The 12107-nt window shown below is 65.1% G+C and carries 11 protein-coding genes, 1 tRNA gene and 1 pseudogene; 6 read left to right on the top strand and 7 right to left on the bottom strand.

The window, feature by feature from the left end; genetic code table 11:
• Positions 1-416 (top strand): annotated as a pseudogene (locus CI41S_RS37415) (IS5/IS1182 family transposase); the annotation flags it as partial.
• A gap of 235 nt (positions 417-651) precedes the next feature.
• On the opposite strand, the gene CI41S_RS37410 reads toward CI41S_RS37415, so the two are convergent.
• The 6 genes from CI41S_RS37410 to chpT all read right to left on the bottom strand — a co-directional run bounded on the left by CI41S_RS37410 (position 652) and on the right by chpT (position 7278).
• The gene (locus tag CI41S_RS37410) at positions 652-1518 is read right to left on the bottom strand and encodes a CheR family methyltransferase (protein ID WP_139864048.1); all 867 of its coding nucleotides are present in this window, start codon (positions 1516-1518) and stop codon (positions 652-654) included.
• Positions 1515-2687 carry a protein-glutamate methylesterase/protein-glutamine glutaminase gene (locus CI41S_RS37405; RefSeq protein ID WP_139864047.1) on the bottom strand — a complete coding sequence of 391 codons (1173 nt, stop codon included), beginning with the start codon at positions 2685-2687 and terminating at the stop codon, positions 1515-1517. Before CI41S_RS37405 ends, CI41S_RS37410 begins: the two co-directional genes overlap by 4 nt.
• Positions 2688-2762: 75 nt before the next feature.
• Positions 2763-3128, bottom strand: coding sequence for a response regulator (locus CI41S_RS37400; protein WP_139485826.1), 366 nt, complete (start codon positions 3126-3128; stop codon positions 2763-2765).
• Positions 3129-3188: 60 nt separating this feature from the next.
• Positions 3189-3659 carry a chemotaxis protein CheW gene (locus CI41S_RS37395; protein WP_139864046.1) on the bottom strand — a complete coding sequence of 157 codons (471 nt, stop codon included), beginning with the start codon at positions 3657-3659 and terminating at the stop codon, positions 3189-3191.
• Between the two features lie 76 nt (positions 3660-3735).
• Positions 3736-6441: a hybrid sensor histidine kinase/response regulator gene (locus CI41S_RS37390; protein ID WP_139864045.1), complete on the bottom strand. Its 2706-nt coding sequence runs from the start codon at positions 6439-6441 to the stop codon at positions 3736-3738.
• Between the two features lie 192 nt (positions 6442-6633).
• Positions 6634-7278 (bottom strand): histidine phosphotransferase ChpT, encoded by a 645-nt coding sequence (chpT, locus tag CI41S_RS37385; protein ID WP_139864044.1) that lies wholly within the window; start codon positions 7276-7278, stop codon positions 6634-6636.
• A gap of 259 nt (positions 7279-7537) precedes the next feature.
• On the opposite strand from chpT, the gene cysQ reads away from it, so the two are divergent.
• Positions 7538-8365 (top strand): 3'(2'),5'-bisphosphate nucleotidase CysQ, encoded by an 828-nt coding sequence (cysQ, locus tag CI41S_RS37380; protein WP_139864043.1) that lies wholly within the window; start codon positions 7538-7540, stop codon positions 8363-8365.
• Here cysQ and CI41S_RS37375 read toward each other — a convergent pair whose 3' ends face one another.
• Positions 8366-8830 carry a YHS domain-containing (seleno)protein gene (locus CI41S_RS37375; RefSeq protein WP_139864042.1) on the bottom strand — a complete coding sequence of 155 codons (465 nt, stop codon included), beginning with the start codon at positions 8828-8830 and terminating at the stop codon, positions 8366-8368. It lies immediately after the preceding gene.
• 151 nt (positions 8831-8981) lie between these two features.
• On the opposite strand from CI41S_RS37375, the gene CI41S_RS37370 reads away from it, so the two are divergent.
• The 4 genes from CI41S_RS37370 (at position 8982) to CI41S_RS37355 (ending at position 12064) form a co-directional block, all read left to right on the top strand.
• Positions 8982-9587, top strand: a complete 606-nt coding sequence (locus CI41S_RS37370; RefSeq protein WP_139864041.1) for a DUF1134 domain-containing protein — start codon at positions 8982-8984, stop codon at positions 9585-9587.
• A gap of 142 nt (positions 9588-9729) precedes the next feature.
• Complete coding sequence (locus CI41S_RS37365) at positions 9730-11013, top strand: coiled-coil domain-containing protein (protein ID WP_139864040.1); 1284 nt, start codon at positions 9730-9732, stop codon at positions 11011-11013.
• Positions 11014-11161: 148 nt separating this feature from the next.
• Positions 11162-11236 (top strand) — tRNA-Val (locus CI41S_RS37360).
• 402 nt (positions 11237-11638) lie between these two features.
• Positions 11639-12064: a YybH family protein gene (locus CI41S_RS37355; protein ID WP_139864039.1), complete on the top strand. Its 426-nt coding sequence runs from the start codon at positions 11639-11641 to the stop codon at positions 12062-12064.
• Positions 12065-12107 lie beyond the last annotated feature (43 nt).

Here is a 12107-nt window from a genome sequence, read left to right as displayed (position 1 = left end):
CGGACCGCGGCCTGATGCGGCCAATGCAGGAACGGCTTGCGGGCCTTTATGGTCACGCGAAGCGTTACCTTGTCGACGGCGGGTTCAACAAGCACGAAGACATCGAATGGGCTGCTAGCCAGGGGATCAAGGTCTATGGCCCGCCGGCCAACAGCAAGCATGGGAGCGATCCCTATGCACCACGCCCCGAGGACGGCCCCGGCATGGCCGCCTGGCGCAGACGGATGAAAAGCCTGCACGGCAAGAGCGTCTACAAACGCCGGGCGCCGGGCGAATGCATCAACGCCCGCTTCCGCAACTGGGGCCTGCGCCAGTTCACGGTTCGGGGTCGCGAAAAAGTGCTCACCGTGCTGCGCTGGTTCGCCCTCGCCAACAACGTCCTCGCCGGACACAGGCTCCTGGCCCAAGCAGCATAACCAAACACCAGCGACCTTGAGGGTTGCGCCCTGATCGCCATCGCTCTACTGGGCCAAATGGCGCGGTCACCCCTGTTAGGGTCACAAGCTCTCAGGGTGACGGGGAGAGGTCGTACGCTATTCTATCCTCCGTCATTGCGAGGCGCGAAGCGACGAAGCAATCCATCGCTCCGCATATGCGGTGAGATGGATTGCTTCGCTTCGCTCGCAATGACGTGGAGAGAACTCGAGTGACTCACCGCGCGGCCGAGGCCACCGCCTTCAGCACGTGCGGCGCGGCGCCGGCGCGGGCGACGGCGCTGCTCGGCTGATAGAGGCCGCGCCGGTCCGGATAAGGCCTGAACACGTTGGTGATGCCCACCACCGACTCCGCCGCGCCCAGCGCCAGCACGCCGTCGGGTTCGAGCATGCGCGCGATCTTGGCGAAGATGCCGGCCTTGGTGTCCTGGTCGAAATAGATCAGCACGTTGCGGCAGAAGATCACGTCGAAGGTGCCGAGATGCGAGAGGTCCTGCAGCAGATTGAGCTGGCGGTGCTGCACCATGCCGCGGATGTCAGCATTGAGCTGCCAGAGCTCGCCCTTCTGCACAAAATACTTCACCAGCATCTGGATCGGCAGGCCGCGCTGCACCTCGAACTGGCTGAACAGGCCGGCCCTGGACTTCTCCAGCACCGCCTGTGACAGGTCGGTGGCGACGATCTCGATGCGCCATCCGGTGAACAGCGCGGTCATCTCCTTCAGCAGCATCGCGATCGAATAGGGCTCCTGCCCGGTCGACGAGGCCGCGCACCAGATCCGCAGGCTGCGGCGCGCGGCACGCGCCTGGGCGAGGCCCGGCAGCAACTCCTTGAGGTGGTCGAACGGAATCTTGTCGCGGAAGAAGAAGGTCTCGTTGGTGGTCATCGCCTCGACCACCTCCGACGTCAGCGGTTCGGCGCCGCCCTTCATCTTCTGCACCAGTTCGGGAATGCCGGCGAGGTTCGACCGGCGCGCCAGCGGCACCAGGCGGCTCTCAACCAAATATTGCTTGTCGGCCGAGAGATCGAGGCCGGAACGCTCTTTCAGCAGCTTACGCAGATACTCATAGTCCAGCGGCGTCACGAACGGTCTCCCGAAAACACGCGTACAAGCTTCGGTGCGATCTGGTTGAGCGGCAGCACGGCGGCGCAGATGCCGGCGTTGGCCGCGGCACCAGGCATGCCCCACACCACGCTGGTCGCCTCGTCCTGCGCGATCACGCTGCCGCCGGCGGCGACGATGTCCTTGCCGCCACGCATGCCGTCGGAGCCCATGCCGGTCAGGATCACCGACATGATGCTGCCCTGCCAGACGTCGATCGCGGAGGTGAACATCGGATCGACCGCGGGCTTGCAGAAGTTGATCGGCGGCCCGTCGTCGAGCGCGATCACGGCGTCGATGCCGTGGCGGGCGATGCGCATGTGGCGACCACCCGGCGCGAGATAGATCTGGCCAGCCTTGATGGTCTCGCCGTCAACAGCCTCATGCGCCGGCCGCTTGCTGGTGCGCGCCAGATGCTCGGCAAGAATGGTGGTGAAGGTCGGCGGCATGTGCTGGGTGATCAGCACCGGGAAGCGATCGATCACCGATCCGATTTCGGCGACCAGCGCCATCAGCGCTTGCGGACCGCCGGTCGAGGAACCGACCAGCAGCACCTTTGGCGGCAGCAGGCCGAACGGCCGGCGCGCCAGTTGCACTGGCGCCGCAGGCGTTGCCGGCGCCGCGCCCGTAACGACGGCACGCGGCCGGTCATGGCTCGGGGCGAGCGGCGGGCTCGCGGTGTGCGGCCGGCTGCGCCGCGCCCGCGGGCCGAGATGGCGGATCTTCTGGATCAGGTCGTGGCGGAAGGTTTCGGCGGCAGTCGCCTCGCGGGTGCTCTCCGGCTTCGGAATGTAATCGGACGCGCCGAGCGACAGCGCCTTGATGCTGATCTCCGCGTTGCGGCGGGTCAGCGTGGAGGCCATGATGATGACGAGGTCGCGCTTCTTGGCGAGCAGCTGCGGCAGCGCCGAGATGCCGTCGAGGTCGGGCATCTCGATATCGAGCACCGCGACGTCGGGATTGATCCGCTCGAGCTGGTTGACGGCATCCAGGCCGGTGCGCAGCGAAGCCACGACCTCCATGTCGGGCTCGGCGCCGATCCAGCGCGAGATCATGCCGCGGATGACGACGGAGTCGTCAACCACCATCACCCGCACTTTGTCGGTATGGGTCGACGTCGGGGACGCAGCACTTGTCAACGCAACACTCATGACTTCACCAGCGACGCAACACTACGCACAACAACCGTTGAGCCGAAGGCTTCTGCCGCCGGATCAAACGGTGATCTAAATCAGACCGACTTCCTGGAACTTCGCGGTGACGATGTCCCGGTCGAACGGCTTCATGATGTACTCGTTGGCGCCGGCATGCAGCGCGCGCGCAATATGCGCGACGTCGTTCTCGGTGGTGCAGAACACCACCTTGGGCTGATCGCCGCCGGGCATGCGGCGGAGATTGCCGAGAAACTCGTAGCCGTCCATGACCGGCATGTTCCAGTCGAGCAGCACGGCATCGGGCATGCCGCGCTTGCAGGCTTCGAGCGCCTTGGCACCGTCCTCGGCCTCCGTGATCTGGAAATCGAGACCTTCCAGGATGCGGCGGGCAACCTTGCGAATGACGCTTGAGTCATCGACAACAAGACAGGTTCTCATCTGCGACCTCTGCTTCCTCATCCCCGAGGGGATGGCTAGTTCTTCAGTTCTTCGCCCGGCTCACGCCGCCTTGGCGTCGGGCACCAGTTCGAGCACGCGATCGACGTCGAGCACGACCATGAGCTGGCCGTCGAGGCGGTGGACGCCGCCGGCGAGCTTGGCCATGCGCGGATCGAGATTGACCGGGTTGTCCTCGCGGCCGGCATCGGGCAGCCGCAAGACCTCGCCGATCTGATCGATCAGCAGCCCATAGGACTCGCCGCGCTGGTCGACGCCGACCGCCATCGGCGGCTGGCCGTCCTCGGCCTTCGGCAGCCCGAGCCGGGCGCGCATGTCGATCACGGTGACGATGCGGCCGCGCAGATTGAGCACGCCGGCGATCTCGCTGGAGGCCAGCGGCACCCGCGTCAGCCGCTCCGGCATGAACACGTCCTGCACCCGCGAGATCGGCAGGCCGAACAGCTGCCCGCCGATCACGGCGGTGACGTATTCGGCCATCGCGCCTTCGCTCGCTTCCGTCTTGCTGGTCATCGATATTGTTTCCCTCAAGTCTCTTGTTTGAGCATGATCTGATCGGAAAACCGCTTCACACTTTTCCGGATCATGCTCAGGCCGCGCGCCGCATTTCGGCGGTTTGCTCCTTCAGCGCCGCGATCAGCCCGGGACGGTCGAACTTGGCGACATAGTCGTGGAAGCCGGCCTGCCGGCCGCGCTCGATCGCCGCCGGCGACACCATCGCCGACAGCGCGATGATCGGCATCGCATCGAGATTGTGGTCCGAGCGGATGCTCTCGGCGAACTCGAAGCCGTTCATCTCGGGCATCTCGATGTCGGTCAGCACCACGTCAAAACTCTGGCCCGAGCGCAGCGCGGCGAGACCCTCCTGCGCGCTCGGCGCGGTCCGCACCCGGTAGCCCGCGGCCTTCAAGACCGGCGCCAGCATGTTGCGGAAGAAGGCCGAGTCGTCGACCAGCAGCACCGACTGCGCGCTCGCCGAGGGCCGCATCTCCTTGCGCGAGAACCAGTCGGCGAACGCCATGGGAAGGAAGTGGCCGACGTCGATCACCTCGGTGGCCTGGCCCTTGATCACCGCCGAGCCCAGAATGCCGTCCTGGCTGCCGGCGACCTCGATGTTGAGCCGCTCCTCGACGATGTCGATGATCTCGTCGACCACGAGCCCCATCGAGCGGCCGTCGTCGGCGAACACCAGGATCGGCTGGGTGCCCTGGGTCTGCACCTGGACGCCGGCCATCTGCACCAGCGGCATCAGCTGCTCGCGGTACTGCACCATGTAGCGGCCGTTGCTGAGCTCGATCTTGTCGGTGGCGATCTCCTCAAGGCGGGTGACCAGGCTGAGCGGCACCGCCTTGGGCTGACTATTGCCGGCGCGGAACACCAGCAGCGAGGTCAGCTGCTCGCCGGAGTTGGCGTGCGCCGCGCTGTGATCCTCGGCGAGGTCATGCGCCGCGGCGCTGGAGGCACCGAGCGCTTTGACGATGCCGTTGGGGTCGATGATCATGATGACCGCGCCATCGCCCAAAATCGTGTTGCCGGAGAACATGTCGATGTGGCGCAGCTTCGTCGACATCGGCTTGACCACGATCTCTTCGGTGTGGAACACGCCGTCGACCACGATGCCAAAGGTCTGGCTGCCCACTTGTGTGACCACGATGAAGCCGTTCTCGGCATCTGTGGTGGTCGCGCCGCCGTCGATCTTCAAGAGCTTCTTGAGATGGATCAGCGGCAAGAGCTTGTTGCGCAGCCGCAAGACCGCCGTGTCCTTGATCCGCTCGATGCGGTGCTCGGAGTTGGCGCGGGCGCGCACCAGCTCGACCACGGACAATTGGGGAATCGCAAAGCGGTCGCCGCCGGCTTCCACGATCAGGGCGGAGACGATCGCCAGCGTCAGCGGGATCTTGATGGTGACGGAGGCGCCCTCGCCGGCCACGCTCTTGATGTCGATGGTGCCGCCGATCTGGTCGATATTGGTGCGCACCACGTCCATGCCGACGCCACGGCCGGACACCGAGGTGATCTGCGCCGCGGTCGAGAAGCCCGGCGCGAAGATGAACTTGTGGATCTGGGCTTCGGTCATCTTCTCCAGCTCGGTCTCGGTGACGAGACCGTTCTGGAGCGCCTTGGCCTTGATCCGCTCGGTGTTGAGGCCGCGGCCATTGTCGGCGATGCAGATGATGATGTGGCCGCCCTCGTGATAGGCGGAAAGGCGAATGGTGCCCTGCTCGGGCTTGCCGGCGGCAACGCGCTCCGCCGTGGTCTCCAGGCCATGATCGGCGGAGTTGCGCACCATGTGCGTCAACGGATCCTTGATCAGGTCGAGCACCTGACGGTCGAGCTCGGTGTCGGCGCCGTGCATCTCGAGCTCGATCTGCTTGCCGAGTTCGCCACTGAGGTCGCGGACGATGCGCGGCAGCTTCTGCCAGGCATTGCCGATCGGCTGCATGCGCGTCTTCATGACGCCCTCCTGCAGCTCGGCGGTGACGTTCGACAGCCGCTGCAGCGGCACCTTGAACTCGGTGTCCTCGTTGCGCCTTGAGATCTCAAGCAGCTGGTTGCGGGTCAAGACCAGCTCGGAGACCATGGTCATCAAATGCTCGAGGGTGTCGACATTGACCCGGATCGACTGGTTGGCGATCTTGTCGCCTTCCTGCACGTCGCTCTCGGCGGCGGCCTTGCGGGCCGGCTTCTTGGCGGCCTCGGGCTCGACGGCTGCGGGCTTGGCAACGGGCGGCGGCGCGGCCACCTCGGTCTCGGTCTCGCGGAAGGCGCGCTCGAGCTCGTCGAGCGAGACCTCACCCGGACGCAGTGGACGCTCCAGCGTCTGCACCACCAGCGTGCCCTCGGTGACATCCGGCTGCACCGACGGCGCTTCGACGACAGGCACGGCAGCTTCTTCAGCGGCCGAGGACATCGCGGCCATGCCGCGCTCAACCATCGCTTCCAGCTGATCGATCAGGTCGCGGTCATTGCCCTCGGGCTCGGCCTCGGTGGCCTCCAGTCCCGCCAGAATCTCCTTGATGCGGTCGATCGAGGACAGGATCAGCGTCACCGCTTCCGCCCTGACCGGCATGCCGTCGCGGAATTTGCCCATCAGGGTCTCGCCGGCATGCGCCAGCGCCTCGAGCCGCGGCAGCCCGAGGAAGCCGCAGGTGCCCTTGATGGTGTGCACCAGGCGGAAGATGTTATCGAGGATCTTGGCGTTGTTCGGATCCTGCTCGAACTGCACCAGCTGGTTGTCGACCGTGTCCAGGCTCTCGCTGCTCTCCGTCAGGAACTCGCGCAACAGATCGTCCATGAAACCAACCTTCAAATACGCAGCGGCGCGCGACATCGACGCGCCCGACGGAACCGGGCCAGCTTCGCCGCAAAGCGTTTAAGTTTGGTTGAGCAAATGGAAAAGAACGGGATCAACAAAGAGATAAGACCGCGAGATTCAATCGCGCGGTCTCTAGTAACCCCTGATTAACAAAGTGCCCGCCGATGCGCCTTATGCCGCAGCGACGATCACCTTGTCGCCGTCGAGCGTCAGCGTCACCTTCAGCCCGCAGGCTTCCGCCAGAAGCCGCGTGTAATGCGGCTGCACCGCATGCGCATCGACGGTGTTCGACGACGTCGCATTGAGCAGGTCGACGATGTTCTGCGGCACGCGGGCATTGAGACCGGCGGAGGTGATGCGGAAGCTCATCGTCTCGCCGTCGCCGACCGGATCGACGGTGAGTGCGCCGCCGCGCGGGATGGTCTGCTGCGCGATCACCAGCATGTTCAGCAGCAGCTTCACGCGATTTTTCGGCAGCAGCAGCCGCGGCAAATTCCAGGTCAGCGTGACCTTGCCGTCCTCGATGTGGCCCTTCGCCATGGTCTGGGCGTCGCCGAGGTCGATCTGCGCGCCGGAGGAACCGGCCGCGCCGAACGCCAGCCGGCAGAACTGCAGCCGCGCCGAGGCGGTCTTCGCGCTCTTGCGGATCAGGTCGAGCGCGAATTCGCGATCTTCCGGCTTCGGATTATCGTCAAGGACCTCGAGCCCGTTGACGATCGCGCCGACCGGACTGATGAGATCGTGGCAGACCCGGGAGCACAACAGCGCCGCGAGTTCGAGTGCATCGGGAGCGGGACCGGGAGAAGTGACAGACATTCATTGTTCCTGGAAAGCCGCACGCCGCGGGAGGAGTGCGAATCACGCATGCCTGTCGGCTTGATACACCGCGCAGACAGATGCTGCCAGCTTGCGGCGAGGCTGCTAAAGCATGATCCAGACCGGGAACGGCCGCGTTAGCGCAAAGTGGAAACCAGCTTTCCGGAAAGATCATGCTCAAACAACGGGATGACATCTATGATGCGATTGTCATCGTATCATAGATGTCAGGGAGAGACGAACAGGATATGAGACTGCCATGAAAGAGGTCCAGCAGCCGGCGATCGGCTGCGACAGCGCGGCGGCGCTGCAGGAATCACTGACCGAGCTGGTGATCCGGGCCGGCCAGGCGATTCTCGCCGTCAACCGTTCCACGATGAACGTTGCCGGCAAGAGCGACGGTTCGCCGGTCACCGAGGCCGATCTCGCCGCCGACCGCATCATCGTGGAGGGGCTGGGCCGGCTGGCGCCGCGGATATCGCTGCTGTCGGAGGAGCGCGTTCATCTCGCGAAGCCGCCCTACAAGGACAGTTTTTTCCTGATCGATCCGCTCGACGGCACCAAGGAGTTCGTCGCCGGCCGCGACGAGTTCACGGTCAATCTGGCCCTGGTCACCCACGGCGCGCCGCTGCTCGGCATCGTCGGGGCGCCGGCGCTCGGACTGATCTGGCGCGGCATCGTCGGCAAGGGCGCCGAGCGGCTGACGCTGCGGGACGGCGTGGTGACGCAAAGCGTGCCGATCAGGACCCGTCCCTGTCCGCCGCGCGGCCAGCCATGGACGGTGGCGGTCAGCCGTTCGCATGGCGATGCGCGCACCGAAGGCTTTATCGACGCGCGCAGCAACGCGGTCCGCGCCGTGCTGGGATCCGCGGTCAAATTCGGCCGCGTCGCCGAGGGCGCGGTCGATATCTATCCCCGCCTCTCGCCGACATCCGAATGGGACGTTGCGGCCGGTGCCGCGGTCGTCGTCGCGGCCGGCGGCAAGGTGACCGACGCCAACGGCGGTCCGCTGCATTTCGGACTTGGCCGCGAGGATTTTCTGGTGCCGGAATTCATCGCCTGGGGCGACCCGGCCGCGGTGGCCTGATCACTGCGCGAGATTTTCTTCCAGCTCCGGCCAGCGCGCGGCGGCCTCTTTCAGGAAGCGCGCCGGATCGGCCGCAAAGGCGTCGCGGCTGTTCTCCCGATTGAACAGATAGAGCCTGTTCCCTGATATCACCCAGAACCGCGGATTGCCGGCGCAGGTGACGCCGCGCACCAGGTCGGTCGGATCGTAGCCGCCGAACTGCGGACCATAGATTTCGGGATGCGCCACGAACGAGGCGCGATTGCCTTCGTTGCGGAAGCGCCAGACCACGCCGGCTTCGGCGGCCTCGAGTTCAGGCCGTCCCTGGCTCGCCGCGGCATCGGTGAAATAGGCGACGGGATCGAATCCCTCGATCGCTAACCCCGAATAGCGGTTCGTCACCACACGCTCGGTGGTGGCGGCCCGGGCGGCGGGGTCGGGGCAGCTGGCCGCCAAAATGCCCGCCAACAGGCCGAAAAAGGCCATTCGACGGCACCAACCATAGTTTTCCTGCCGTTGTGCCGTCATAGTTGATATCGATAACATCCGAGTCGAGGGGACACCGAGCGCAACCTAGAGCCGTTCTTGTTGGCGTCTGGTTAAGGGCAGCGCCGGATTTCGATAGCAGGGGTTCTTAATGAGATTCGCATCACGCCTTGCCGCGGTCGGCTTCGCCGCGCTGATGTGCTGGACGGCGGGGGCGTCCGCGCAGCAGCCTCCGCCGCCGCAATATCCGCCGCCACAGCGTGAACCGACCCCGTATACTTACGGGCCCGACGAGCTCGTCGGCGCCGGCCACAAGTTCTTCGGCAACGTTTCGCGCGGGCTCGCCTCGGTGATCGAGCGCGCGGTCAGCCAATGGGGCCTGCCCAACGGCTACGTGCTCGGCGAGGAAGGCTCCGGCGCCTTCGTGGCCGGGCTGCGCTACGGCGAAGGCACGCTCTACACCAAGAATGCCGGCGACCTCCGGGTCTACTGGCAGGGCCCGTCGGTCGGCTTCGACTGGGGCGGCGACGGCGCGCGCACCATGACGCTGGTCTACAACCTGCCCTCGACCCAGGCGATCTACCAGCGCTTCGTCGGCATCGACGGCTCGGCCTATATCGTCGGCGGCTTCGGCATGACCGCGCTGACCTCCAACAACATCGTGCTGGTACCGATCCGCTCCGGCATCGGCTTGCGGCTCGGCGCCAACGTCGGCTACCTCAAATACACCCCGCGGGCGACCTGGAACCCGTTCTAGGCCGTCGCCCCCGGCGGGTGATTGCCGGCAGGCGATCCAGCGCGGTTAGCGATCAACGTTAACGCGGCAAACGGGCTGGCCTTGGGCCGGCCCGCCGTGGCATTGTGATTAATGAATTCCTTCTTCTGTGGAGCAACCCTTCATGATCGAACCGATCATGTACGCGGCGATCGGTTTCCTGATCTCGATGCTGTGTGGCCTGATGATCGTGCCGCTGGTGCATAACCGCGCGGTCCGGCTGACGACGCGGCGCCTCGAGGCGGCCACCCCGCTGTCGATGGCCGAGATCCAGGCCGACAAGGACCAGCTCCGCGCCGAGTTCGCGATGTCGGCGCGCCGGCTCGAGATGAGCGTCGACCAGCTCAAGAGCAAGACCACGAGCCAGCTCGCCGAGCTCGGCAAGAAGACCGATGCGATCAATCGCATGAAGCTCGAACTCGGCGAGAAGAACGCCACCATCTTCGCGCTGGAGGCGCGCGAGAAGGCGATGAAGGAGCAGTTGCGCGCCACCGAGGAAGAGTTTTCCGCCAAGACCGAGCTGCTGCGCACCGCCGAGCAGGCGCTCGCCGACAAGCAGGCCGAGCTCGGCAAGATCAATGCCGCGCTCAACGACCGCTCGATGACGGCCGACAGCCGCCAGATCGAGCTGGTCGCGGTGCGGACCCAGGTCGAGGAGCTGAAGAACCGGGTCGGCGATGCCGCCAGGGATTTTGCCGCGACCGAGGCCCGCCTCGCCCAGGAGCGCAGCCAGTCGGAGACGGTCACGCGTGACCTGACAGATGCGCGCGGCAAGGTCGAGAATTTGAGCCAGCGCGTCACCGATCTCGACCGCCAGCTGATCGTCCAGGTCAAGGAAGCCGAGATGCTTGGCAACCGCGTCAGCGATCTCGAGACCCGGCTTGCGACCCAGGGCAAGCTGCTCGCCGAGCGCGAATACGAGAACGGCCAGCTCAAGCAGGCCAACGCCGCCGCCGAGCGGACCGTGCAGGAATTGCGCGAGGAGATCGCCGCGTCGAGCGGCGGCAAGTCGCCGGCGCTCGAGAAGCTGCGCCAGGAGAAGGCGGCGGCCGAGGAGCAGCTGCGGATCGCCCGCGACGAGCGCAGCAAGCTGCAGCGCGACATCAACGCGATCCAGCAGCAGGCCGAAAGCTCCTGGGCCACCGAACGCATGGAGAACGCCCTGCTGCGCGAGCGCATCAACGACATCGCCGCGGAGGTCGCCAAGCTCGCGATCCAGCTCGAGGGCCCGAATTCCGCGATCGAGGCCATGCTGGCGGCCGAGCCGACCGTGCCGGGAAAGACCGCCGCCAAGCCGGCCAATGGCAGCGCCGTCGGCGGCGCAATGCCCGAGGGCGGCGGCACGCTGGCCGAACGCATCCGGGCGCTGCAGTCCCACGCCTCCCGCGCCCGCCAGCAGGGGGTCTGATTTTCCGACGGGTTCTTGTTGTTTTGCAGGCCTCGTTTCTCAGGTCTTGGCTTGACACCCCCACCCGGCACTTCGTAAATCGCACGCTCTGACGAAGCGCCTTGTTCGACCGGCCGCCGACCAGCGGCCCACCGCACGTCACAATCCCGGACGCATAGCTCAGCGGGAGAGCGTTCCCTTCACACGGGAGAGGTCCAAGGTTCGATCCCTTGTGCGTCCACCATTAATCTCAATAAATCAATTAGTTATCGACTTAGCTCCCTCCAAACGTGCCCCGAAATAGCCGGGGCACAATGGGGACACATCACCCTTGTGGGCTTTGGCCAGTGATCACTGTGCCGTGATCTCGGTTATGAGGAACTCGCCCAGGAAGGAATCCGGCTCGCGCGGGGCGTGAGCACGCGCTTGTGCGATCGCGGCCTCGTGGCAGGCACGCGGCGCGGCAGGCGACGCTCAAGTCGCAGGTGAGGCGGGCGTTGCGCTGTTAGTCAATGTTGCTGACGGTAATCCCCCGGAATTGCTGGCGCGCCAAGCCCGGTCTGGGATGCCGCATTCAACGCATCGGGTTCTTGTCAAGGCAACTTCCGCCCTGAATTCGCATCGACCACCATAGTTGGAGATGATCATGCGCAGCATAGTCTTGATGATTGCATTCGTGATCTCATTGACCGCACCGGCTTCGGCTCAAAAAGCCGAGATCGAGGCCATCAATGCGAAATGGATTGAATTCTTCAACAAGGGCGACTTCTCGGGAATTGCGTCACTCTACAGCACGGATGCGACCGCATTCCCGCCGGGTTCTGCGATGGTGCACGGCCGATCAGCGATCGAGGCAATGTGGAAAAGCATGGCGGAACAAGTTGGCGATCCGAAGCTCGCAACCCTTGACGTCAAGCCGCTTGGCCCTTCAGCGGCGCGCGAGATTGGGACGTTCGCCCTCAAGACCAAGGGACCGACACCGAAGGACGTGACTGGAAAGTATGTCGTGGTTTGGGAGAAGGTCGGAAATGATTGGAAGCTGACCACCGACATCTGGAACGAGGGCAACTAGGCATTTCTCTTCATAGCTGTGCTTCGCGCCAAATGCGGCTGTG

The sequence above is a fragment of the Bradyrhizobium ivorense genome (assembly GCF_900696085.1).
Lineage (GTDB): Bacteria > Pseudomonadota > Alphaproteobacteria > Rhizobiales > Xanthobacteraceae > Bradyrhizobium > Bradyrhizobium ivorense.
Note: the sequence above shows the minus strand (reverse complement) of the source record. Positions and strands in the feature narration are given on the sequence as shown.

Coding starts and splice junctions, on each gene's coding strand:
- CI41S_RS37365 (WP_139864040.1), top strand. CDS start 9,730: ATGATCGAACCGATCATGTACGCGGCGATCGGTTTCCTGATCTCGATG.
- CI41S_RS37395 (WP_139864046.1), bottom strand. CDS start 3,659: ATGACCAGCAAGACGGAAGCGAGCGAAGGCGCGATGGCCGAATACGTC.
- CI41S_RS37390 (WP_139864045.1), bottom strand. CDS start 6,441: ATGGACGATCTGTTGCGCGAGTTCCTGACGGAGAGCAGCGAGAGCCTG.
- cysQ (WP_139864043.1), top strand. CDS start 7,538: ATGAAAGAGGTCCAGCAGCCGGCGATCGGCTGCGACAGCGCGGCGGCG.
- CI41S_RS37355 (WP_139864039.1), top strand. CDS start 11,639: ATGCGCAGCATAGTCTTGATGATTGCATTCGTGATCTCATTGACCGCA.
- CI41S_RS37370 (WP_139864041.1), top strand. CDS start 8,982: ATGAGATTCGCATCACGCCTTGCCGCGGTCGGCTTCGCCGCGCTGATG.
- CI41S_RS37375 (WP_139864042.1), bottom strand. CDS start 8,830: ATGGCCTTTTTCGGCCTGTTGGCGGGCATTTTGGCGGCCAGCTGCCCC.
- CI41S_RS37400 (WP_139485826.1), bottom strand. CDS start 3,128: ATGAGAACCTGTCTTGTTGTCGATGACTCAAGCGTCATTCGCAAGGTT.
- CI41S_RS37405 (WP_139864047.1), bottom strand. CDS start 2,687: ATGAGTGTTGCGTTGACAAGTGCTGCGTCCCCGACGTCGACCCATACC.
- chpT (WP_139864044.1), bottom strand. CDS start 7,278: ATGTCTGTCACTTCTCCCGGTCCCGCTCCCGATGCACTCGAACTCGCG.